Raw genomic sequence first — 21,204 nt, 5'->3', positions numbered from 1 at the left:
TATAGTGCATATTCCTTTATATCTATGGGCTTAGCGGCAGTTTTGCTCATTTTTGCGGCACGGCCGGATGAGTCCGAGATCCCCAGATAACTTTGGAGAATCCTGGATGCCCTCTGCATCAAATAAACAAGGGATTTGTGGGCTTTAATCTTAACTATGTCGAAAGTAATGGCTGTGCGCCGGGCATCCAGGCGCTTGTGCGCTCGTTGGTTAACGTTTAGTTTCCGCTAATGCGTGTCCAAGGGGAGTATAAGCAATTATGCTGGGGCGGTTCATCAAGGGGCCAAGCGAACATCAGGCAGTGACAAAGGTCGAGCCACTGGCGGTGCTGCCTGTTGCTCCAGCCCTGCCGCCGGCCGCTGATATTGAATCGCATGGCGACGATTTTCTGACGCTCAAGGTCGAACTTCATCGCCACCTCATAGATCGATTCAATCTGACCGCACTTGAAAGCGCCTCCAAGGATGAGATCCTGAATGAGATCCGTCCGATCGTTCGAGAGTTCGTTCGCAATCGAAACGTGCCGCTGAACGCACGCGAGCTGGATCAACTGACCAGCGACACTGCCGACGAGATGCTGGGTCTCGGGCCGATAGAGCCGCTGCTCAAGGACGATTCCATCGCTGATATCATGATCAACACGCACAAGCGCGTCTTCATCGAGCGCCGTGGTGTGATCGAGGAAACGGCAATCCGCTTTCGCGACGAGGCGCATCTGCTGCGCATCATCAACAAGATCGTCTCGGCCATCGGCCGGCGTGTCGATGAATCGGCGCCCATGGTCGATGCGCGGCTGGAAGATGGCTCGCGCGTCAACATAGCGGTGCGCCCGATTTCGGTGGATGGTCCCCTGGTGTCGATCCGCAAGTTCTCCAAGAACCCCTTTTCGCTCGAGCGTCTGATGGCGTTCAACTCGATCAAGCAGCCGATGATCGACATGCTGCGCATAGCCGTGCAGGCGCGCAAGTCGATCCTGGTTTCCGGCGGCACCGGCAGCGGCAAGACCACCTTGCTCAATGCGCTGTCGAGTTACATCCCGTCCAGGGAACGCCTGATTACCATCGAGGATGCGGCGGAACTGCAACTGCAGCAACCGCATGTCGGCCGGCTGGAGACGCGCCCGCCCAGTGTCGAAGGGAAAGGCGAGGTTCGCCAGCGCGAGTTGGTCAAGAACGCGCTGCGCATGCGGCCGGACCGCATCATCGTCGGCGAAGTGCGTGGCGAGGAAGCCTTCGACATGCTGCAGGCGATGAACACCGGCCATGAGGGCTCGATGACCACCATCCACGCCAACACGCCGCGCGATGCGATCTCGCGGCTGGAGCAGATGGTGGGCATGGCCGGCCTGCCGATGACGCACGAATCCATTCGGGCGCAAATCGCCTCGGCCATCGACATCATCGTGCAGACGCAAAGACTGTCCGACGGCGGCAGGCGCGTGACATCGATCTCGGAAATCACCGGCATGGAGGGCAATGTGGTGCAACTGCAGGAGATCTATCATTTCGTCCGGCGTGATGTCGCCGCCGACGGCAAGATCGTAGGCGAATTTCGCGCCACCGGTGTCAGGCCCAGATTCGCGGCGGAAGCGGCAACGCTTGGGCATCATTTCGCAAAAGATGCGTTCAATCCGCAGGTTGCGCTCTGATGCCGTCCGCCCAGGCATTGCTATATTTTATCTATGTACTCGCGGCAGCGTCGGTCGTCCTTGCCGGCGAGGCCCTCTATCTTTCCTTCGCCGGCCGCCGAGCGGCCACCGGCGCCATCAATCGTCGGTTGAAGCGACTGTCCGATGAAGTTCCGGCTGAACGGACTTTGCAAAACCTGCTGCGCGAGCGGGGTTTGACGGAATCCGGGGACTTTCTTTTTGGGCTGATCGGACTGAACAGGCTCTATACCCAATCCGGCATCACCGGAAACCCCCTGACATTCGCCGGTATCTTTGTCTGCGCCGGGCTGGCATTGGCGCTGCTGCTGTCATTCGTCCTGGGCTTCTCGGCTGTGCCGGCGCTCATTGTCTTTCTGGTTGTCGCGTTCGCGTTGCCCCTTCTCGTGCTTCGCCGCGCCCGCAACAAGCGAATCCAGAAATTCGCGAAGCAACTCCCGAATGCACTCGACATGATCGTGCGCTCGCTGCGCGCCGGACATCCAGCCTCGGTGGCGGTTGGCCTTGTAGCGCGCGAGATGCCCGATCCCCTGGGAACGGAATTCGGCATCGTCTCCGACGAGATCACCTTTGGCCTAAGCATTGAACAAGCCGTGCGAAAACTGTCTCAGCGAGTGGGATTCGAAGGCCTTCATCTGCTTTCGATATCGCTCTCCATTCAGTCCAAGACCGGCGGCAATCTTACCGAAATTCTGGCCAATCTTTCCTCGGTTCTGCGTGAGCGGCAGAAGTTGCGGCTGAAGATCAGAGCGCTTTCGTCCGAGGGGCGCATCTCAGCCTGGATTATCTCGCTGTTTCCCATAGTGATGTTCCTGATCCTTCAACTCGCTGCCCCGTCATACTATGGCAAGATATGGCACGATCCGCTGATTTTGCCCGTGTTTTTGGGCTTCGGCATATGGGCCCTGCTGGGTGACTTCATCATGTACCGAATGGTCACTTTCGATTTTTGAGGAGCGTGCCATCAACCTGCTCTCTATTACCAACGACCTAAGCTTCCTGGTTTCCACTGCCGTGTTCGTGGCAGCGGTGGCCCTTTTCCTGTTTGGCGCGCTTGTCTTCTTGCCGGCTTTTCAGACGCGAAAGCTGGTCGCGCAAAGCCTCATAGGCGAAGGCGCTGCCGACCCTCGCTCGCTCGCGGGTCAGGAACAGTTGGCCAAGACCGCGGCGCAGCGGCCGGTCGACGCGTACTTCAGAACTATGGAGAAGGAACGGCAGGAGCCGAGCGCGCTGGAAGCCAAGCTCTTTCGTGCCGGCTTCTATCAGGCGAGCGCTCCGTTGATCTATACGCTGTCGCGCCTCGGCGTGGTGTGTATCGGATTTCTGGCTGCCTACGCATTTCTGCCGCGCGTGTTGCCGCCGCATCTGCCCGGTTTTTTCGCCTTTGCCGGCTCAGCCCTGCTAGGGTTGGGATGCATAGTGATTCCCAGCATTCTGCTCGATCGCTTCGAGAATTCCCAGAAGGAAACCTATCGCCGTGGGTTTCCAGACTTCATGGACATGATGATCACCTGTGCTGACGCCGGCATGAGCCTGGAGGCGGCGGTCGAACGGGTCGGCTCCGAGTTGGCCGCCACGCACAAATGGCTTGGCATTCAGCTTGCCATCATGAACCTGCAACTGCGCGCGGGCAAGCCGTTGCGGGAGGGGCTGCGTGAACTTGCGGACCGCATTGGGCTTGAAGAGGCGCGCTCCCTGGCCGTACTGTTCCGCCAATCCGAAGAGTTGGGCACCAGCTTGACGGATGCGTTGCGCGTCTACAGCGAAGAAATGCGAGGACAGAGAATTCTGACAGCAGAAGAGAAAGCCAACGCACTGCCCGTGAAAATGATGATCCCGCTGGGCCTGTGCATCTTTCCGGTCGTGCTGATGGTCATCATGTTGCCGGTCATTATTCGCATGAAGGGCATTTTCTTCTAGTTTGGTATATCATTCGGTCCTAATGTGAGTCGGGGATCCCAAGGGGACACATTTATGAAGAGGGTTATCGCGGCCGCGGCCTGTCTGCTCATGGCGGTGCTTGCCGGCTGCCAGACGGACGCCACCGACGGTGTCGTTCGCACCAACGAGCCGTCGAAAGGCGACGTAACGTCTTTTGGCGATGCTTTCGACGGGCTGAAAACGGTCAGCGACGTCGAATACTATGCCTCGGACCAGGCCGTTGCCGAAGCCAAGAACCAGTTCCGCGCCGAGAATTACGGCAATGCCGGCGCGCTGTTCTTCAAGGCGACGCAACTGGCGCCCAATGATGGTAACGCCTGGATGGGGCTGGCCGCCTGCACCGACCGTATCCACCGCTTCGACCTCTCCGACAAAGCCTATGCCAAGGCCTTCAAGCTGGTCGGCGCGACGCCCGAATATTACAACAATGTCGGCTATTCCTACCTGCTGCGCGGCAAGCTGCAGGACGCACGCTCGAACTTCCTCAAGGCTTACGAACTGGCGCCCAACGACCCGACCGTCGCCAACAATCTGAAGCTTTTGTCGTCAAGCGTGCAGAACGTCGAGCGCTAGTATGCTGCTCGTCGAAGCCCTGCTGCTGAAGGTGCTCGCCATCCCTCTGCTGGCAAGGATTGCCTGGGTCGATTTCACCACCCAGAAGATTTCCAATCGCGACGTGCTGCTGCTGCTCTGCCTGGGCGCCGGGGGCTTGTTGCTGCTTTCGCTCCAGTCCGGATCGTGGTGGGACATGGGACTGAGCGCTCTGGCCGGACTTGTGTTATTCATCGCGCTGCTTCCGTTCTGGGTTCTGCGCAAGATCGGTGCCGGCGACGTCAAGCTGATGGCTGTCGTGCCCTTCCTGATCGGCGGCCGCGACCTCGCAATGTTTTCAGTGCTGCTCCTGGTTCTCGCCCTCGCAACCGCGGTGATCGTGAAAAGACCCTTCATGCTGCCCGCGGGCGCTTTTCGGCTCATCGTCCAGCATCTGGACCGCAAGGGCGTGGTGCCATTCGGCGTGCCGATCTCACTCGCCGCGATCTGTACGCTGGCGTTCCTGATCTACAGGAGTTTGACGGTCGCGAGCAGCTCTGGAATCCTCAACCAGCTCAACTGACCCTGACATCTCGCGCGGCTGAATTTGTTGTGGGGGAGATCTGACGCATCAAACGAAAAACCCGCCTGTGCGGCGGGTCACGGCGCAAATCTGCACCATAGGCAAAAATGTACCATAGCTGAGTGCAGCGAGTCAAGAAAAAATTCCTATCGTGAAGCGCTGCCAAGCGCAGCTTGCGTTCCGTTCAGTCCCGCAGCAGATCGAACATCAGCTTGAAGAAGCGGTCCGCGTCGACCTCATAAGCGATGCGGGCATTATCCTTCTCACCGCGCTCGCCCCAGTAATCGGCGATGGTCGCGCCGAAGGCGTAGGTGCCGGACAGGTCGACGCCGATATGGGCAGGGCGCGTGCGCACCAAGGTCGGGTCGATGGCCAGCGCCAGCGCCAGCGGATCGTGCATGGCGCCGCCGACGCCCATCGAGTTGCGGTGCAGCTTCTCGTAGAACAGCAGCCAGTCGTTGACGAGCCGTCCGAGCGGTGTGTCGATGGTGGCGAGTTCGGCATATTGCGGCGCCTCGATCAGCACCTGCATGGTGACGTCGAGGCCGACCATCAGGATCGGCACGCCGCTGTCCAGAACGATCTTCAGCGCTTCGGGGTCGCAGAACGCGTTGAACTCGGTCGGCGTGATGATCTCGCTCTTGCGGTAGAACACGCCGCCCATCCAGATCAGTTCCTTGATCTTGGGCAGCACGTCGCGATGCTTGAGGATCATCAGGCCGATATTGCTGAGCGGGCCGGTGGCCACGACCAGGATCGGTTCGGGCGCGGCGCGCAGTCTGTCGGCCAGGAAATCGACGGCATGCTGGTCGACCGGCTTGATCGTCGCCTGCGGCAGGTAGGGCGAGCCCTCGAGGCCGCTCGGGCCATCGGCGGTGCCGAGCACCAGCGGGCGCGCCAACGGACGGTGGCAGCCCTGCGCGACAGGCACGTCGCCGGCGCCGATATACTCCAGGATGCGCAAGGCATTGGCGGTCGTCTTCTCGACCTCCGCATTGCCGCAGGTCGTGGTGACGCCGATGAGTTCGATGGCCGGCGAGCGATGCGCCATGACCAGCGCAATGGCGTCGTCGTGGCCGGGGTCGCAGTCGAACAGGATAGGAGTTGGCTTGGTCATCATCTCGTCTTTCACGCCGCCCGCTCGTAGCGCGCTATGGTTTTCTTGAAGCCGTCGAGGAAACGCCGACCGTCCAGACCGGTGCAGATGCGGGTGGTCTTGGGCCCGCCGCCGGGCAGCAATTGCCGGCCGCGATAAGCGACGGTCTGGCCGCGCGCCAGCCTGCCGTCGAGCACGACGTCGGCGAACAGCGGCTCGGTCATCGTCGCCAGGCCGGGATCGAAAGCCAGCGCCACGGTGATCACGTCATCCATCGGGAACCCGACGAGGTCGAAGAATTCGCGCCAGATGTCGATGTAGATCGGGAAGCTGTCGGCGATCATCTCAAGGACGGGATTGTCCCTGGCGACGGCCTGCATGTCGGCGATGTCGTCGCGTGTCAGCATCGAATCGGCGACGCGGTTGTCTTCGCAGATGTCGAGCGGCACGAGGATCTTCTCGACATCGGCGTTGAGCACGATGCGCGAAGCCTCCGGATCGGCCCAGATGTTGTACTCCGACAAAGGCGTGATGTTGCCCGGCGTCTGGAAATTGCCGCCGAGCACGATCAGCCGCTTGAGTGCACCGGTCAATCCCGGCTCCTGCAACAGCGCCATCGCCGCGTTGGTCAGCGGGCCGGTCGTCACCAGCGTGATCTCGCCCGGATTGGCCATGACCGTGCCGATGATGAAATCGACCGCATGTCCTGATGTCGCTTGCCGCACCGGCGTCGGCGCCGGCGGGTTGAACTTCTTCAGGCGATCGCCGAAACGGGCAACGAGCCGTTTTTCGAAATGCACCGGCGCCTCCATGTCGGCCTTGGCGTTGCCGACGATCGGCCGCCACGCGCCGGCGTGAACCGGGATATCGTCACGCCCGGCGAGCGTCAGCGTGTTGAGGACGACGTTGGTGACCTGCTCGATCGGGCCGGCCGCACCGGTCACGGTGGTCACGCCCTCGAGCCGGAGCCTGGGATTGATCGCCGCAAACAGCACGGCGAGAATATCGTCGCCGGCCGAATCCACGTCGAGGATTATGCGTTCCATAAAGGCTTCCTTCACTGGGGATTTTTGCCGCCGGCTTCAGTGTTCTTGTCGACTGACAGCAGCTTGCGCATCGATTCCAGCGTCTCCGCGATGATCCTCGGGCGCGCCCGGTAGGACAGCGCGAACAATGCGATCAGCGCGACGACATAGGGGACGGTGAGAACCAGGTAGGACGGATAGCCGAACGTCTGCAGGCGCAACGAAAAAGCATCGGCGAAGCCGAACAGCAGGCAGCCGGCCAGCACCTTCAGCGGATCGCCGTTGGAAAAGATCAGGATCGCCACCGCCATGAAACCACGGCCCGACGACATGTTTTCGGTGAACATGGTGATGTAGCCGAGTGACAGATGCGCGCCGGCGAGGCCCGCCAGCAATCCGCACAGCAGCGATGCGATGTAGCGGACCCGGGTGATCGAGATGCCGAGCGCCTCGGCGGCTTCCGGCTTCTCGCCGACGACGCGGATATAGAGGCCGAGCCGCGTCCGGTTGTAGCAGACGACCAGCAGCGGCACGGCGATGAAGGCGGCATAGACGAGTGGCGTGAAGCCGGAGATCAGCGGCGCCCACGAGCCGAGAAGGTCGCGTGCGCCGGGCAGCTGGACTTTCGGCAGGCCGACGATGCCGTGACCGACGATCGAGCCACGCGTGCCGAAGATCGCTTTCATCAGCGAGATCGTCATGCCGCCGGCCAGGATGTTGAGCGCCAGCCCGACGACCACTTCATTGGCCTTGAAGCTCACCACCAGGACGGCAAAAACCAGGGCGAAGACGAGCGCCGCCGCGACGCCGCAGGCGACGCCCGCCAGCGCCGAACCGGTCCAGATCGAACCAAGGACGGCGAAGAAGGCGCCGACCAGCATCTGCCCCTCGAGGCCGATGTTGAAGATGCCGGCCTTGGTGGTGAACGAGCCGCCAAGCGCGACCAGAAGGATGGGCGCGGTGGTGCGAAGCGTCGCTGCGATCAGCGCGACGTTGATGAGCTTGTCTAGAATTTCCATCGCCGCTCCCCTGCCTGGCTGTCGCCACGCTTTCTCACCAGCACCTGGGCCGACACGCTGAGGATGATCAGCGCCTGGATCACGGTGATGATCTCGCGCGACGCGCTGGTATCGACCTCGAGCAGCAGCGATCCGTTGCGCAGCGCGCCGAAGAACAGTGCGGTGAAGATGGTGGCGACCGGCGAGCCATTGGCGAGCAGGGCGGCGATCAGCCCGTCGAAGCCGAAACCGGGAGCAAATCCTTCCATGAAGCGGTGATGGACGCCGAGCGTCTCGACGCCGCCGGCCAGCCCACCGACGGCCCCCGAAAGCAGCAGGACCAGGAAACCCTGCCGTTTCACGTTGACGCCGCCATATTCGGCGAATTTCGGCGCCGAACCGACCATCGTGACGCCGTAACCCCATTTGGTGTAGCGGAAGACAAGGGCTGCGCCGACCGCCAGCACCAGGCCAATGACCAGGCCCCAGTTCAACCGCGAGAAGGTGAAGATCTCCGGCAGATAGGATGTCGCCAGGATCGGCGGCGTCTCCGACCAGCCACCCGGTCGCTTGAACAGGAAGATGGTGAAATAGGACGTGAGCAGCACCGCCACGTAATTCGACAGGATCGTCGAGACGACTTCGTTGGTGTTGTAGCGGGCGCGGAAGTAGGCGGGGATGGCGACCCAGGCCGCGCCTGCCACGACCGCGAGCGCCAGTGCTGCCAGCGTGTGAATGCCCGCGGGCAGGGGCATGGCAAAGCCGACCCACGCGGCGGCGAAACCGCCGAGGAACAGCTGGCCCTCGATGCCGACGTTGAACATGCCGCCGCGCAAGCCGATGCAGGCGGCGACACCGCAGATCAGGATCGGCGTCGTCTGCAGCAAGGTCCCGGCGATCTTCTCCTGGTCACCGAAGGCGCCGCGCAACAGCGTCATGAACACATGCAGCGGGCTTTCGCCAACCATGAGGATGATGATCGCGCCCATCAGCAGCGCCACGCCGATGGCAATGACCTGGCCGGAAGCGGCACGCAAATGGTCTCTCATGATGCGGTCTCCGCGGCGAATTCCGGCGCGGCCACGCCTGCCATCATCATGCCGATGCGCTCCTCGTCGGCATCATCGCCGGCGACCTCACCCATGATCCGCCCGTTGAACATCACCAGGATGCGGTCGGCAAGGGCGGCCAGTTCGTCGAGCTGCACGGAAATCAGCAGGATCGCCCGGCCGGCGGCGCGTTGGCGCATGATCTCGTCATGAATGGCCTCCTGGGCGCCGATGTCGACGCCGCGCGTCGGCTGGTCGATCAGCAGGAAATTGGCGCCATTGGTGAATTCGCGTGCCAGGACGACCTTCTGGATGTTTCCGCCCGAAAGCCGCTTGACCGCATCGCCCGGTCCGCGCGCGCGAATATCGAAGCTCTTGATCAGCGTTTCGGCGTTTTGATTTATGGCATTCCAGTTGAGCATGCCGGCGCGGCTCCATGGTGCGCGATGCTGGCGACCCATCAGGGTGTTGGCAGCTATCGAAGCGTTGCGATCGACCCCACGCACCATGCGGTCGCCTGGAACATGGGCGAGGCCTGCCTGGCGGATCGCGGCGGGGGAGAGCGCGGTGAGATTCCGGCCCTTCAGCCACGCCCCGCCATGGCTTGCCGGTCGCAAGCCCGAAAGCACTTCCGCCAGCTCCGTCTGTCCATTGCCGGCCACCCCCGCGATCCCCACCACCTCGCCGGAGCGGACGGTGAAACTGGCATCGCGAAGAGCCGGCAGCAGGCGATCGTCGCGCGCCCACAGATCCTTGACTTCGAGCACCACGTCGCCGTGCAGCGAAGCGCGCGGCCGGCGGTCGAAGCTCACCTCGCGGCCGACCATCATATGCACCAACTCGTCCTTGCTGAGCTCGGCCGTCGGCCGGGTCGCCACCTTCCTGCCGTTGCGCAGCACCGTCACCGTGTCGGACACTTCCATCACCTCTTCCAGGTGGTGCGAAATGAAGATCACCGTCATGCCCTCGGCCACGAAGCTGCGCAGTGTCTGGAACAATTCACGGCTTTCCTGCGGCGTCAGCACGGCGGTCGGTTCATCGAGGATGATGGTGCGCGCGCCGCGCACCAGGACCTTCAGGATTTCGATGCGCTGTTCTATGCCGACCGAGAGCAGCCCGACGCGCTCGGTCGGATCGACCTGCAGGCCGAAGCGCTTCGACAGGTCGCGCGTGCGCGCAATTTGTGCGGCGTGGTCGATCAGCCCATGGCGACGGATTTCCATACCGAGAAAGACGTTGTCGGCGACCGAGAGCGAGGGAACCAGCTTGAAATGCTGGTGAACCATGCCGAGGCCGGCCTTTATCGCCACGGACGGATCGGCGATCACGATCGCTTCACCGTTCAGCCGGATCGAGCCTTCGTCCGGCTGCAAGAGGCCGAACAGGATGTTCATCAGCGTCGTCTTGCCGGCACCGTTCTCGCCGATGATGGCGTGGATCTCGCCGCGGCGGACCGCAAGGTCGATGCCGTCATTGGCGACGAATGCGCCAAAACGCTTGGTGATGCCAGTCAACTCGACGGCCATCGCGGCATTGCTGTGGAGGGTCGGCGACCCCGGCGTGTTCGACAACGTGGCTCTCGCAGATTGGACACTGATCCGCCGCGGCAAGCCGCGGCGGATCAGTGTAGCGCTTTCTTGGGAGGGAGGCGCTGTTGTTGGCTTACTTTGCCTTGGCGATCACGATCTTGCCGTCGATGATGCCCTTTTTGATCTCGTCCAGCTTGGCGGTCACGTCAGCGGGGATCTTTGGGGCAATATCATCGCAGACCTTGACCTCGACACCGCCCGAGGCGAGGTCGAAAGTGCGGGTGCCGGCGGTAATCTTGCGGCCCTCGACCTCGTCCTTGATCAGCGTGTAGACGGCGATGTCGCCGCGCTTCAGCATGCTGGCAAGCACATTTCCCGGCGCCGAGCCGCACATGTCGATGTCGACGCCGATCGAATATTTGTCGACCGCGGCACTTGCCTGCATCACGCCTTCACCCGTCGGGCCGGCGACGTTGTAGACAATGTCGGAGCCCTGGCCGTAAAGCGCCTGGGCAAGTTCGCTTCCCTTGGCCGGGTCGTCGAAGGTTCCGGCGAAGACGGAGTTTACCTTGACGTCGGGCGCGGCATATTTGGCGCCTTGCTCGTAGCCGCCCAGGAAGTTGCGGATCACCGGAATATCGCGGCCGCCGACAAAGCCGATCGCCTTGCCGTCGCCGATCTTGTCGAAGGCGGTGCCCTTGGCTTCGATCATGCCGGCAAGCGCGCCGGCCACGAAGGATCCCTGCTCCTCGGCGAAATTGGCGTAGATCATCTTGGGGTTGTCGAGGACGCCATCGATGAACACGAAGCGCTGGTCAGGATATTCGGCGCTGACCTTTTGCAGCGAGTCCACCAGCTCCCAGCCCATCACGAAGATGAGGTCGTACTGCTTGCCCTTGGCAAGATTCTCGAACTGCTGCTGGTAGTCGAGCGCGCGATTGCCGGTGTCGACCAGCTTGAGGTCGATGCCGAAATCGGTCTTGGCCTTGTTGAGGCCGTTGACGATCGAAACGCCAAAACCCTGTGCGAAATATCCCGAGATGGCGGCCACGGAAACCTTGGCCTGTGCTGCGGCCGGTCCGAACGAAATGGCAAGCATCGTGCCGGCCAGAAATAAACTCTTGATCGCCCTTTTCATGTCATTCCCCTTCAGCTTTTTTCAGCTTTTGAAGCCACGCTTTGACCATCCCCCACATATCGCCGGGACAACGGCGAGTTCGTTGATGGTCATATGAGTTTAGGAGCGGCTTAACAGGCTGTCAATCGTCATCCGATGCAGTTTTCTCGGCCCTTCGCCCACTTGCTCGACGTCTGCGCTTGACAAATGTCGATGGGCATAATTGTTGATACTCTAACGAGTTTTTATGAACGACGGGATGAAGGAAGCGAACAATGCCGGCTGTGGTGGTCAGGAAATTTCTGGTTCAGGTCGAAGAGATATTCCATGAGGGCGGACCCCACGCGGCACGCCCGCTCAAGCGGGGCGCGGTCGTCGCGGTCATCGCCAACCCTTTTGCCGGACGTTATGTCGAAGAGATCACCGGCTTCATGGAAGACCTGAAGCCGCTCGGTCTCGATATGGCCCAGCGCCTGATCGACGCCATTGGTGAAGGCGGCCAGGCCATCGAAGGCTATGGCAAGGGTGCCATAGTCGGCGCCGCCGGCGAGCTTGAACATGGCGCGCTCTGGCACAATCCGGGCGGCTATGCGATGCGCGAACTGCTCGGCAACGCCAAGGCGATCGTGCCTTCGACCAAGAAGGTCGGTGGCCCCGGAACGCGCATCGACATCCCGATCACGCACATAAACGCCTCCTATGTGCGCAGCCATTTTGATGCGATCGAGATCGGCATTGCCGATGCGCCGCGCGGCGACGAAATGGCCGTCATCTTGGCGATGACCACCGGCGCACGCGTTCATGCACGGGTCGGCGGCCTTGCCGCCGCCGACATCAAGGGCGAGGACGGCTTGCGATGAACCCGGAAATCCGCCGTATCATCACCATCGTCGAGGAAACCCGGATCGAAGGCGGGCGGCCCGTCGATCCGCCGACGCGGCGTGCCGCAGCCATCGCGGTGATCCGCAACCCCTATGCGGGTACCTACGTCGAGGACCTGTCGGCACTGAGCGCCATCGGTGAAGCCTTGGGCGATATCCTGCCCAAGCGCGCCGTCGCTGCTCTGGGCATTGCCGGCGACCGGGTCGAGAGCTTCGGCAAGGCCGCCGCCGTCGGCGCCGATGGCGAACTCGAACATGCCGCCGCCATCCTTCATCCAAAGCTCGGCGCCCCGTTCCGCGATGTGCTCGGCAAGGGCGCCGCGCTCATTCCTTCATCGAAGAAGCGCGGCGGCCTTGGCGTGCCGCTCGATATTCCGCTCGGTCACAAGGATGCGGCGCGGGTGCGCAGCCATTTCGATGGCATGGAAGTTCGCGTTCCCGACGCACCGCGTGCCGACGAGATCGTCGTCGCTATCGCCGTCACCGATTCCGGCAGGCCGCACCCGCGCGTCGGCGGGCTGACCAAGGACAAGATTGTCGGGATTGACGGCGTCGGCTGACGGTCAGGCCGCCAGGACTTCCGGCACCCGCATCGCCGGCGGGGTGTTGCGGCTCCGGCCGGTCCGCACCACGCCGTCGATGACGACCATTCCAATGCCTGGAAGATTGCCGAGCGCCACGCTGTCGAGCAGCCCGTCGCCGGCGCCGCCGATCGCCTGATCCATGAAGATCAGGTCGGCGGCGCGACCGACCTCGATGATGCCGCGATCGTCCAGTCCGCGCACGCGCGCCGTGTTGCCGCTGGCAAGACAGAACGCCACTTCCGGCGCGATACCCCCCAGCGAAGCCAGCATGGTCAGGATCCGCAGGATGCCGAGCGGCTGCACGCCGGATCCGGCCGGGCTGTCGGTGCCAAGGATGACGCGGGCAAGTTCGCCGCGCTGCCTTGCCAGGTCGAGCACGAACAGTCCGGTGCGCAAATTGCCGTTATGGACGATTTCAAGCGCCCTCGAGCCCTTCTCGCAGATCTGCCGTATTTCCGCGTCGGGCAGGGCGGTTGGCCCGCCATTGACGTGGGCGACGATGTCGGCGTCGACCTCAAGCACGACATCCGCGCCGATGCGGCCGGAGCCGGGCAGGGATGGACCGCCCGTGTGGGTCATCGAGGTCATGCCGTATTTGCGCGCCCAAGCGATCATCTGCCGGCCGGTCGGACCGTCCTTGACGCCGCCAAGCCCGACCTCGCCGACAAGCGTCACGCCGGCCTCGGCGAGACTGCGGAAGTCTTCCTCGGTGAGGCCGGGTTCCAGGATCGGTGCCCCGGCCAGGATCTTCATGCCGTTCGGACGGAAGTTGGAGAAGGTGCGTTGGGCAGCAATCGCCAGCGCCTTCAGCCCGACAAGGTCGCGCGGTCGGCCCGGCGTGTGGACTTCCCCCGCCGAGATCATGGTGGTGACGCCGCCATGCACGGTCGAATCCATCCAGCCGATCTGGTTCTGCCGGGGCGTCCAGTCGCCGGCCACCGGATGGGCGTGGTTGTCGATAAGACCCGGCGCGACCGCGCAGCCCATCGCATCAATGATCGTCGCCGCGCTGCCGCCATCAATGTCGCCTGCCTTGCCAATGCCTGATATGCGTCCGTCGCTCACGACGATGGTGTCGGCGTCGATGATCGGTTGTGCGAGATCGCCACTCAGCATGAGACCGATATTGCGGACGACGAGCGTGTTGGCAGACGACTGGAGGTCGGACGACATCGGTTCTCACTTTTGCTGTTATGGAAAAAAGGACTGGACGCGGCTTATTTGCCGCTGTCGCCATTCGTTGGGTCGTCGTCGTTGATGCGCTGGAGCAGGCGAAGCAGCGTCGCCTGCTCGGCCGGTGAGAGCGGCGACAGGAACCGCCGCCCGACCTCGACGCTGCGTTCGAGCCGCTCCAGCGTGTAGTCGGTCCCTTTGCCGGTCAGCGCGATCATCGTCAGGCGTTGGTCGGTTTCGGAGGCGCTGCGCGTGATCAGCCCGTGTTTGAGCAGTTTGCGCATGACGATGCTGATGGTCGACGGGTCCATCGCCGTCAGCCGGCCGAGATGGTTCTGCGAGACTTCGCCATGCTTGAGGATCGTGGCGAGCGCCGCGAATTGCGTTGGCGAAAGGTCTTCGCCGGCCATGACCTGCTGGAAGCGCAACGTCGCGCGCTGATGCGCCCGGCGGATAACGTGCGCCGGGTGGCGGTCCAGTTCATAGCCGGTCTCGGCGTATTGCTGCAGCACCTGCTCGCGGCTCGGGGGTGCATCGCCGCTCGGCGTTTTCGGCGTCGCGTCTTTTTCGGATTCAGTCGTCACACCGGACTCCTATCGCCGCTGTCTTGGATGTCGCCGGTTCGGAAAAAGCTCAAGCCGCGACCTCCGCTGGTTGAAGCGACGTCCCGTCGCGGAGGGCTGCGACGACATCAGCCGAATCGCTGACCACGCCGAAATGGGTCGCTATGTCGTAGAGCGAGCTTTCCTGCTCGCGTGGTCCCGTCGCCGCGCAGCAATCGCTTGGCACCACCACCTCATAGCCCTCGAAAAAGGCATCATGGACCGTCGAGCGCACACAGATATTGGTGACCACGCCGAAGATGATCAACTGATCGGTCTGCATGTCTTTCAGCGTCAGGTCGAGGTCGGTTTGAAAGAAGGCCGAGTAGCGCCGCTTGATCACATGGATCTCATCGTCGCGGGCGCCGAGATCCTCGATGATCTCCGGCCCCCAGCTTCCATCCAGGCAATGCGGTGTGCGCTTCAGCCATTCGCGCTCGCGTCGCATGCCCGGCCGGTGGCTGTCATGGACCCAGATCACCGGCACGCCGGCGGCGCGCGCGGCCTCGATCACGGCCAGCTGCGGCGCGACCAGCGTCTCGTACCCAGGCAGGACCATGGCCCCGCCGGGCTTGCAGAACTCATTGACCATATCGATGACGATAACGGCTGCACGGCGTGGATCGAGGCGCACCGCATCATCGTGCCGATGTGAGGAAAAACTGTCCACGGACATGGCGAGCTCCTTTGACCGATCGTTGATGCTCATACAAAAAACCCTAGCGGATGCCAAGTCAATCCCGTTCGACGCAAAGCGTGCTGGTCGGCCTTGCGCACCGCGCTCCGACAAGCGTATGCGCTATTTGTCCATCGCGAAATGGCCTTGACAACGCTTGTCAGGCATGTGCTCGATTTGTATGACCATCAACAATATTCAAGCCGCTAATTGCGGAGCCGAGGCCGAGATATGAAAACCATCGTCACCGGAGCCAGTGGCCTGCTTGGCCGCCATGTGGCCGAGGCTCTGGTTGCGGCCGGCCACGATGTGCTTGGTGTCGATACCGTGGTGCCGGGTGAGGTCGCATGGCGCCACGCAACCGCCGATTTGACCGATCTGGGATCGACGCTGCAGCTGGTGCGCGACTGCGAGGCCGTTGTGCATGTCGCGGCCATTCCGCGGCCGACCGGCCGGGCCGGCGGCGAGGTGTTCAAGACCAACATCGCGACCGCCTACAATGTGGTCGAGGCAGCTGCCATGGCCGGCGCCAGGCGCTTCGTCTATGCCTCGTCCTTCAGCGTTTTCGGCTATCCCTTTTTCGAGAAACCTGTTCGACCGCCCTATCTGCCGGTCGACCTGAACCACCCGATCTGCGCGCAGGACCCGTACGGCCTGTCGAAATGGCTGGGCGAGGAAGTCGTCGACGCTGCGGTGCGCCGCGGCGCCTTTTCGGCGGTCAGTATCCGCATGCCGTGGATCCAGACGCCGGGTTCTTTTTTCGAGGGCGTCGGGCCGCGCCGCGCCACTGCCGACAGTGCCCGCGACCTGTGGGCCTATCTGGATGCGCGCGACGCCGGGCAGGGCTTCCTGCGGGCGCTTGAATGGCAAGGCGACGGCCATCTGCGCGTCCTCCTGAGCGCCGCCGACACATTCATGGAAGAGGAGACCGAAGCGCTCGTGCGCCGGGTCTATCCTGATGTAGCTCTGTCCCGGCCGATCGCCGGCTTCGGCGCCGTGCTGGACACGATCCATGCGCGCGAAACGATCGGCTTCGAACCACAGTATTCATGGCGTTCCTATCCAAAGCCGGAGACCCAGGGATGAAACGGTTCGACCAGAAAAAGGTCCTCGTCACCGGCGGCGCCGGCGCGATCGGCAGCGCAGCGGTGCGGCGTTTCCTTGACGAAGGCGCGCGGGTCGCCATTGTCGACCGCAATGGCGCGGCGGCGCGGCAATTGGCCAGCTCCCTCGGCGACGACGCCCTGGCGATCGAGGCTGACGTCACCGATGAAGCGGATGTGCGGCGCGCCGTTGCAACGACCGTCGAGACGTTCGGCGGCCTCGACGTGGTGTTCAACAATGCCGGCATTTCCGGCGTCGTCGCTCCCGTTCACGACCTGCCGGTCGAGGACTGGGATACGATCATCCGCATCAATCTGCGCGGCATCTTCCTCGTGCTGCAGGCTTCGCTGAGGGCGATGATCGAGGCCGGGACCGGTGGCTCGATCGTCAACATGGGCTCGTCCATGGCCGGTTGGGACGTCCTTTCGGGTGGTGCTGGCTATGTCGCTTCCAAACACGGCGTGGTCGGCCTGACGCGGGTCGCGGCGCTCGATGCCGCGCCCTACGGCATACGCGTCAACGCCATCTGCCCCGGCGTGATCGAGACGACGCTTGGCGTGCCGGTTTCCGGCGACGGCGAATTCAAGAGCAGCGTCCAGCATTTCGCCGACCGCATTCCGTTGCGCCGCATCGGCCAGCCGGACGATGTCGCGGCCGCCGTGGCTTTCCTGGCCTCCGACGAGGCGAGGCACGTCACGGGCGTGGATTGGCTGATCGACGGCGGCCAGACCTTGCAGAGCTGGGCCAACGCCCCTGATGGCGGTGCGTTTCCGAAGTTTCGCTAAGGTCTCGATTGCGCTGGTCTAAAGTTTCTTGGGCGGCATTGCCTGGATGATCCGGACGGCAAGATCGAGATCGGCGAGACCGCCCGAAAGCGGCGTGCGCGGCTTCGCGCCGGCATGGATGCAATCGGCGAAATGCAGCCATTCGCGGCGGAACGACGTATCCGGAACGCCGGGTATGACACGTTCGGATGCGGTTTGACCTGCCGCTTCGCGCAGCCGGACGGTCGCCGAGGCATTGCGGAAATAGGGGTTCTGGAATTCGATCCGCACCTCGTCGCGCTCGCCATGCACGTGGATCCACTCGTCCCACCATTCATACTGGGCAAGCGCCATGTCGAAGAGGCAAGGGACGCCGCCATAGTCGAGCACGGCCAGCAACTGGTTTGGACCGGTCTGCTGTGCATGGACGACGCGGTCCGGCGTGCCGAAAGCGCCGCGCATGACGGCAAGATCGTGGCTGCTGAGGCCCAGCAGCAAAAGATAGAGGTCGCGATAGCCGGCATGATCGGCACCGAGGGCCGCTTCGACGCGCCGGGCGACGGCATCGCGTCCCGCAGCGAGCATATCTGCCGGCACGTCGGTGATGCGGGTCTGGGTGTAGAGCTGGCCATAGCGGTCGAAGCGGCCGGCGAAATCATGAATATGGATCGACTTCGGACGGCCGATCGCGGCGATGCGCTCCAGCCCGATCTCATAGCCGGGATCATAGAATTTCATGTAGCCGACAAGGGCGACAAGACCGCTCCGCTCTGCCTGCTCGACCAGCGGGCGCGCCTCCTCGGGCGTGAAGGCAAGCGGCTTCTCGACGATCAGGTGCTTGCCGGCTCGGATTGCATCGGTGACCATCTCGCCATGATCGTAGGTGCAGATCACGACCGCATCGACATTCGGGTCGGCAAGCAGCGCGCGATGGTCGGTATATCTGGCAGTGACGCCATAATGTTCCGCGACCTTGTCGACCGTGCCGGGAGAGATGTCGCACAAGGCGGCGATGCGAAACGCCGGCAATTCCATGAGATAAGGCAAGTGCATCAGCTGGGCGATCTCGCCGCAGCCGATGACGCCAACGCCAATAACGCGATCCTGCATGTCAACCCTTCACGGCGCCGGCTGTCAGGCCGGCGATGAACTGCCGTTGCATGGCGACAAAGACGACGATCACCGGCAGTGTCGTGATCGTCAACGCGGCGAAATAGAGCGTCCAGAGCGAGTCGTATTGCTGGAAGAAGCTGACCAGCCCAAGCGGGATGGTCTGCACCAAAGGGTCGCGCAACAGCAGGAAGGCCAGGAAGAAATCGTTCCAGATCTCGATGAAGCCGAAGATGAGGATCAGCGCCACGCCCGGCCGCACCAGGGGCAGCATGATGTGGATCAGGATCTCGAGCCGGCTGGCGCCATCGATGCGAGCGGCATCTTCGAGGTCGGCCGGCAATGTGATGAAGAAGCTGCGCAGGATGAAGACCGAAAGCGGCAGCGACGTCGCGGCATAGATGAAGGCAATGCCGAGCCGGCTGTTTATCAGGCCGAGATCGCGCGCCACCAGGAACAGCGGAATGGCCATCACCTGCGGCGGCACCAGCATGGCCGCAACCGCGACTGCGACCACAAGACCGCGTCCGGGGAACGAAGACGCGCCACCGCATAGGCGCACGGCGTCGCGACGGCCACCAGGATGATCAATGCCGAGCCGGTGACGAAGATGCTGTTGACGATGCGCGATCCCATGCCGGCGATCCGCCAGGCATCGGCATAGTTCTGCAGCACCAGGCTCGATGGCGGACCCCAGACATTGCTGAGCATTTCCTGTTTGGTCTTGAGCGAACCGAACAGCACCCAAAGCAGCGGATAAAGGGTCTCGAAGAGCACGAGGACGAGCGCGGCATAGATGCCGCCAAGTTCGAGGATGCCGCGCATGCCGAGGCGCTGCATGAGCCCGCGACGGCGAGAGCCGGCGGCGCCATCGTTCAGCGAAAGGTTGGCGACTGCTCTCATCAGACGTCGAGCCTTTGCCTGCGCATCAAGGCCAGCAGGCCGACGCTGGCCAGCCCGACGATCATGAACAGCACATAGCCGATCGCCGCGGCGTAGCTCATGGCGCCGTCCTGGAAGGCCTTGCTCATCATGTAGGTGAGCACCACTTCGGTGGCGTGGTTCGGACCACCCTTGGTCAAGACATAGACGATGTCGAAGTTGCGCACGAAGGCGCCGGAAAGGCCGAGGATGGTGTTGATGAAGATGATCGGCATCATCATCGGAACGGTGACGTGCCGGAAGCGCTGCAAGGGGCCGGCGCCGTCCATCTTCGCCGATTCATAAAGCTCCGAGGGGATCGTCTGCAGCCCGGCCAGATAGATGACGGCATGGAAGCCGAGCCATTTCCAGACATCGACGACGATGATCGAGTAGAGCGCGATGTCGGCGTCGCCGAGCCATGATCGTTTCAGCCCGGCGAGGCCAATGAGATCGAGCCCGCTGTTGAGCAGGCCGAAGACGGGATTGTAGATCCAGGACCAGAGCAGGCCGACGGCGACGAAGGACATCGTCACCGGGATGAAGGCGGCGGCGCGAAAGAAGGCGCGGCCGAGCAGCGCCCGGTTCAGAAGCAGCGCCAGCCCGAGGCCGAGCACGTTCTTCAGGACGACGACGGCAACGACGAAAATCAGATTGTTGCGCAGCGCGCCGAGGAAGATGCGATCGTGCGCCAGGCGCATGTAGTTGGAAAAGCCTGCCCAGGTCGGGTCGGAAAACCCGTCCCAATTGTGCAGGCTGAGCCAGAAGCCGTTGACGAACGGCCAGAGGTAGAAAAGACCGAAGAGGATCGCGGCGGGCAGGATCATGACGAAGGCCGTAGCCCCGTCCCCGGCATCGAAACGCCAGGTGCCGGATCGGCTCGAAACAGGAGCCGCCTCTTGCGGTCGCGTGCTCACGCGGCCTTCGCACTTTGCGGGGTCAGCACCAGCCCGAGTGTGTCCCTGACATAGGCGATGCTCTCGAGCGTGCTTTGCTCTGCCGTTTTCTTGGACGCATCCAGCTCGATGATGGCGAGCCCATCGTAGTTTGCATCCAGCAGGACGTCGACGATGCCGGCGAGATCGACGACCCCGGCGCCGAGCTCGCAAAAGGCGCCATAGCGGTCATAGCCCTTCAGCGCCGGATCGACCCTGGTGTCCTTGAAATGCATGTAGCGCACGGCCGAAATGTAGGTCTTTACCGCGTCGACCGGATCGGAATTGGTGTGGGCAAGGTGCGCCGGGTCGATGCACAGGCCGGCCAGGTTGGTATCCAGCTCATCCATCATGCGGTCGAGCTGGTCGCGACGCTCGATGAAGGTGTCGAGATGCGGGTGATAGACCGTCTCGATGCCGAGGTCCTTGGTCCGCCTGCCGATATCTTCGAGCGCCCGGCAGAAGGCGCGGTAGTCGTCGGCTGTGTGGGGACCGGCAGCGGCCTCCGAGGGACCGCCGCCGAGAACCAGCACAGGTGAGCCGAATCCCTTCAGCAGCCTGGTCAGCGCGACGAGCACGTCGCGTTCATAGGGCCAGGCGACAGGGTTGGTGAAGATCGCATTGACGTAGAAGGAGGAGAGCTTGATGCCATACTCGCTCTGGCCTTCCGACAGCAGCGCATAGCGCCGCAAGATGTCGGTGTCGGTGGTCACTCCCATCGGCGCCTGGTTGCCGAGCTGCATGTATTTGCGGGCGTACTGGTCCGACAGGCTGGTGAAGGCGAGGATCTCGAACCATCCGAAGCCCTGGTCGGCGAGAAACTTGATGGCCGGCCTGAGCGGAAGGCCGGTCAGGTCCCAGCTGTTGAGATGATAGCCGATCGAGAAGCGCTGCCGTTCGGCGCGATGTGTCGTCATGT

General features: G+C 62.8%; 23 protein-coding genes. 9 read left to right on the top strand and 14 right to left on the bottom strand.

All coding sequences use genetic code 11. From position 1 onward, the window contains the following. Nucleotides 1–259 precede the first annotated feature (259 nt). The 5 genes from MESCI2_RS0105155 to MESCI2_RS0105135 are packed head-to-tail and all read left to right on the top strand — an operon-like array spanning nt 260 to nt 4,721. Complete coding sequence (locus tag MESCI2_RS0105155) at nt 260–1,648, top strand: CpaF family protein (RefSeq protein ID WP_027035635.1); 1,389 nt, start codon at nt 260–262, stop codon at nt 1,646–1,648. Then, nucleotides 1,648–2,619, top strand: coding sequence for a type II secretion system F family protein (locus MESCI2_RS0105150; protein ID WP_027035634.1), 972 nt, complete (start codon nt 1,648–1,650; stop codon nt 2,617–2,619). Before MESCI2_RS0105155 ends, MESCI2_RS0105150 begins: the two co-directional genes overlap by 1 nt. 16 nt (nt 2,620–2,635) lie before the next feature. Then, nucleotides 2,636–3,586, top strand: a complete 951-nt coding sequence (locus MESCI2_RS0105145; protein ID WP_027035633.1) for a type II secretion system F family protein — start codon at nt 2,636–2,638, stop codon at nt 3,584–3,586. 54 nt (nt 3,587–3,640) lie between these two features. Beyond that, nucleotides 3,641–4,180: a tetratricopeptide repeat protein gene (locus MESCI2_RS0105140; RefSeq protein ID WP_027035632.1), complete on the top strand. Its 540-nt coding sequence runs from the start codon at nt 3,641–3,643 to the stop codon at nt 4,178–4,180. A 1-nt stretch (nt 4,181) separates the two neighbouring features. After that, a complete protein-coding gene (locus MESCI2_RS0105135) occupies nt 4,182–4,721 on the top strand; it encodes a prepilin peptidase (RefSeq protein ID WP_027035631.1) in 540 nt (179 codons plus the stop codon). Between the two features lie 184 nt (nt 4,722–4,905). Here the strand turns inward: MESCI2_RS0105135 and MESCI2_RS0105130 are convergent, their stop codons facing one another. From MESCI2_RS0105130 to MESCI2_RS0105105, 6 genes are all read right to left on the bottom strand, one after another. Further along, nucleotides 4,906–5,841 (bottom strand): nucleoside hydrolase, encoded by a 936-nt coding sequence (locus tag MESCI2_RS0105130; RefSeq protein ID WP_081738619.1) that lies wholly within the window; start codon nt 5,839–5,841, stop codon nt 4,906–4,908. 8 nt (nt 5,842–5,849) lie between these two features. Continuing rightward, nucleotides 5,850–6,863: a nucleoside hydrolase gene (locus tag MESCI2_RS0105125; RefSeq protein WP_027035629.1), complete on the bottom strand. Its 1,014-nt coding sequence runs from the start codon at nt 6,861–6,863 to the stop codon at nt 5,850–5,852. An 11-nt stretch (nt 6,864–6,874) separates the two neighbouring features. Next, a complete protein-coding gene (locus MESCI2_RS0105120) occupies nt 6,875–7,861 on the bottom strand; it encodes an ABC transporter permease (protein WP_027035628.1) in 987 nt (328 codons plus the stop codon). After that, complete coding sequence (locus MESCI2_RS0105115) at nt 7,849–8,889, bottom strand: ABC transporter permease (protein WP_027035627.1); 1,041 nt, start codon at nt 8,887–8,889, stop codon at nt 7,849–7,851. The genes MESCI2_RS0105120 and MESCI2_RS0105115 overlap by 13 nt, the downstream gene beginning before the upstream one ends. Then, nucleotides 8,886–10,415 carry an ABC transporter ATP-binding protein gene (locus MESCI2_RS0105110; RefSeq protein WP_081738594.1) on the bottom strand — a complete coding sequence of 510 codons (1,530 nt, stop codon included), beginning with the start codon at nt 10,413–10,415 and terminating at the stop codon, nt 8,886–8,888. Before MESCI2_RS0105110 ends, MESCI2_RS0105115 begins: the two co-directional genes overlap by 4 nt. A 136-nt stretch (nt 10,416–10,551) precedes the next feature. Further along, nucleotides 10,552–11,556 (bottom strand): BMP family lipoprotein, encoded by a 1,005-nt coding sequence (locus MESCI2_RS0105105; protein WP_027035625.1) that lies wholly within the window; start codon nt 11,554–11,556, stop codon nt 10,552–10,554. A 254-nt stretch (nt 11,557–11,810) separates the two neighbouring features. On the opposite strand from MESCI2_RS0105105, the gene MESCI2_RS0105100 reads away from it, so the two are divergent. Beyond that, entirely contained in the window at nt 11,811–12,395 is a 585-nt protein-coding gene (locus MESCI2_RS0105100) for an amino acid synthesis family protein (RefSeq protein WP_027035624.1), read from the top strand. Further along, nucleotides 12,392–12,976, top strand: coding sequence for an amino acid synthesis family protein (locus MESCI2_RS0105095; RefSeq protein WP_023809102.1), 585 nt, complete (start codon nt 12,392–12,394; stop codon nt 12,974–12,976). Before MESCI2_RS0105100 ends, MESCI2_RS0105095 begins: the two co-directional genes overlap by 4 nt. Nucleotides 12,977–12,979: 3 nt before the next feature. Here the strand turns inward: MESCI2_RS0105095 and MESCI2_RS0105090 are convergent, their stop codons facing one another. Genes MESCI2_RS0105090 through MESCI2_RS0105080 form a run of 3 tightly spaced genes read right to left on the bottom strand, consistent with a single transcriptional unit; the run spans nt 12,980 to nt 15,451 of the window. Beyond that, on the bottom strand, nt 12,980–14,173 hold the full coding sequence (locus MESCI2_RS0105090; protein WP_027035623.1) for an amidohydrolase family protein: 1,194 nt from the start codon (nt 14,171–14,173) through the stop codon (nt 12,980–12,982). A 44-nt stretch (nt 14,174–14,217) separates the two neighbouring features. Further along, entirely contained in the window at nt 14,218–14,757 is a 540-nt protein-coding gene (locus tag MESCI2_RS0105085; RefSeq protein WP_027035622.1) for a MarR family winged helix-turn-helix transcriptional regulator, read from the bottom strand. A gap of 49 nt (nt 14,758–14,806) precedes the next feature. Next, complete coding sequence (locus MESCI2_RS0105080) at nt 14,807–15,451, bottom strand: cysteine hydrolase family protein (RefSeq protein ID WP_027035621.1); 645 nt, start codon at nt 15,449–15,451, stop codon at nt 14,807–14,809. Nucleotides 15,452–15,682: 231 nt separating this feature from the next. On the opposite strand from MESCI2_RS0105080, the gene MESCI2_RS0105075 reads away from it, so the two are divergent. Both MESCI2_RS0105075 and MESCI2_RS0105070 read left to right on the top strand, forming a co-directional pair. Then, complete coding sequence (locus tag MESCI2_RS0105075; protein ID WP_027035620.1) at nt 15,683–16,537, top strand: NAD-dependent epimerase/dehydratase family protein; 855 nt, start codon at nt 15,683–15,685, stop codon at nt 16,535–16,537. Continuing rightward, the gene (locus MESCI2_RS0105070) at nt 16,534–17,340 is read left to right on the top strand and encodes an SDR family NAD(P)-dependent oxidoreductase (RefSeq protein ID WP_027035619.1); all 807 of its coding nucleotides are present in this window, start codon (nt 16,534–16,536) and stop codon (nt 17,338–17,340) included. Before MESCI2_RS0105075 ends, MESCI2_RS0105070 begins: the two co-directional genes overlap by 4 nt. A gap of 18 nt (nt 17,341–17,358) precedes the next feature. On the opposite strand, the gene MESCI2_RS0105065 is transcribed toward MESCI2_RS0105070, so the two are convergent. The 5 genes from MESCI2_RS0105065 to MESCI2_RS0105050 are packed head-to-tail and all read right to left on the bottom strand — an operon-like array spanning nt 17,359 to nt 21,202. Next, nucleotides 17,359–18,429: a Gfo/Idh/MocA family protein gene (locus MESCI2_RS0105065; RefSeq protein WP_027035618.1), complete on the bottom strand. Its 1,071-nt coding sequence runs from the start codon at nt 18,427–18,429 to the stop codon at nt 17,359–17,361. Between the two features lies 1 nt (nt 18,430). After that, complete coding sequence (locus tag MESCI2_RS1000000138750; protein ID WP_245270222.1) at nt 18,431–18,946, bottom strand: carbohydrate ABC transporter permease; 516 nt, start codon at nt 18,944–18,946, stop codon at nt 18,431–18,433. Next, complete coding sequence (locus tag MESCI2_RS1000000138745; RefSeq protein WP_245270221.1) at nt 18,901–19,332, bottom strand: hypothetical protein; 432 nt, start codon at nt 19,330–19,332, stop codon at nt 18,901–18,903. The genes MESCI2_RS1000000138750 and MESCI2_RS1000000138745 overlap by 46 nt, the downstream gene beginning before the upstream one ends. Further along, the gene (locus tag MESCI2_RS0105055; protein WP_027035617.1) at nt 19,332–20,267 is read right to left on the bottom strand and encodes a carbohydrate ABC transporter permease; all 936 of its coding nucleotides are present in this window, start codon (nt 20,265–20,267) and stop codon (nt 19,332–19,334) included. Before MESCI2_RS0105055 ends, MESCI2_RS1000000138745 begins: the two co-directional genes overlap by 1 nt. Next, on the bottom strand, nt 20,264–21,202 hold the full coding sequence (locus MESCI2_RS0105050; RefSeq protein ID WP_027035616.1) for a sugar phosphate isomerase/epimerase family protein: 939 nt from the start codon (nt 21,200–21,202) through the stop codon (nt 20,264–20,266). Before MESCI2_RS0105050 ends, MESCI2_RS0105055 begins: the two co-directional genes overlap by 4 nt. Between the last annotated feature and the right edge of the window lie 2 nt (nt 21,203–21,204).

The sequence above is a fragment of the Mesorhizobium ciceri WSM4083 genome (genome assembly GCF_000519305.1).
GTDB classification, from domain to species: Bacteria; Pseudomonadota; Alphaproteobacteria; order Rhizobiales; family Rhizobiaceae; genus Mesorhizobium; species Mesorhizobium ciceri_B.
The sequence above is the reverse complement of the archived record's forward strand: the minus strand, read 5'-3'. Positions and strand labels throughout refer to the sequence as shown.

What these genes read in the sequence shown, in the direction of transcription:
- MESCI2_RS0105155 (WP_027035635.1), top strand. Translation starts at nt 260, where the DNA reads ATGCTGGGGCGGTTCATCAAGGGGCCAAGCGAACATCAGGCAGTGACA.
- MESCI2_RS0105150 (WP_027035634.1), top strand. Translation starts at nt 1,648, where the DNA reads ATGCCGTCCGCCCAGGCATTGCTATATTTTATCTATGTACTCGCGGCA.
- MESCI2_RS0105140 (WP_027035632.1), top strand. Translation starts at nt 3,641, where the DNA reads ATGAAGAGGGTTATCGCGGCCGCGGCCTGTCTGCTCATGGCGGTGCTT.
- MESCI2_RS0105135 (WP_027035631.1), top strand. Translation starts at nt 4,182, where the DNA reads ATGCTGCTCGTCGAAGCCCTGCTGCTGAAGGTGCTCGCCATCCCTCTG.
- MESCI2_RS0105130 (WP_081738619.1), bottom strand. Translation starts at nt 5,841, where the DNA reads ATGATGACCAAGCCAACTCCTATCCTGTTCGACTGCGACCCCGGCCAC.
- MESCI2_RS0105125 (WP_027035629.1), bottom strand. Translation starts at nt 6,863, where the DNA reads ATGGAACGCATAATCCTCGACGTGGATTCGGCCGGCGACGATATTCTC.
- MESCI2_RS0105120 (WP_027035628.1), bottom strand. Translation starts at nt 7,861, where the DNA reads ATGGAAATTCTAGACAAGCTCATCAACGTCGCGCTGATCGCAGCGACG.
- MESCI2_RS0105115 (WP_027035627.1), bottom strand. Translation starts at nt 8,889, where the DNA reads ATGAGAGACCATTTGCGTGCCGCTTCCGGCCAGGTCATTGCCATCGGC.
- MESCI2_RS0105110 (WP_081738594.1), bottom strand. Translation starts at nt 10,415, where the DNA reads ATGGCCGTCGAGTTGACTGGCATCACCAAGCGTTTTGGCGCATTCGTC.
- MESCI2_RS0105105 (WP_027035625.1), bottom strand. Translation starts at nt 11,556, where the DNA reads ATGAAAAGGGCGATCAAGAGTTTATTTCTGGCCGGCACGATGCTTGCC.
- MESCI2_RS0105100 (WP_027035624.1), top strand. Translation starts at nt 11,811, where the DNA reads ATGCCGGCTGTGGTGGTCAGGAAATTTCTGGTTCAGGTCGAAGAGATA.
- MESCI2_RS0105095 (WP_023809102.1), top strand. Translation starts at nt 12,392, where the DNA reads ATGAACCCGGAAATCCGCCGTATCATCACCATCGTCGAGGAAACCCGG.
- MESCI2_RS0105090 (WP_027035623.1), bottom strand. Translation starts at nt 14,173, where the DNA reads ATGTCGTCCGACCTCCAGTCGTCTGCCAACACGCTCGTCGTCCGCAAT.
- MESCI2_RS0105080 (WP_027035621.1), bottom strand. Translation starts at nt 15,451, where the DNA reads ATGTCCGTGGACAGTTTTTCCTCACATCGGCACGATGATGCGGTGCGC.
- MESCI2_RS0105075 (WP_027035620.1), top strand. Translation starts at nt 15,683, where the DNA reads ATGAAAACCATCGTCACCGGAGCCAGTGGCCTGCTTGGCCGCCATGTG.
- MESCI2_RS0105070 (WP_027035619.1), top strand. Translation starts at nt 16,534, where the DNA reads ATGAAACGGTTCGACCAGAAAAAGGTCCTCGTCACCGGCGGCGCCGGC.
- MESCI2_RS0105065 (WP_027035618.1), bottom strand. Translation starts at nt 18,429, where the DNA reads ATGCAGGATCGCGTTATTGGCGTTGGCGTCATCGGCTGCGGCGAGATC.
- MESCI2_RS1000000138745 (WP_245270221.1), bottom strand. Translation starts at nt 19,332, where the DNA reads ATGAGAGCAGTCGCCAACCTTTCGCTGAACGATGGCGCCGCCGGCTCT.
- MESCI2_RS0105050 (WP_027035616.1), bottom strand. Translation starts at nt 21,202, where the DNA reads ATGACGACACATCGCGCCGAACGGCAGCGCTTCTCGATCGGCTATCAT.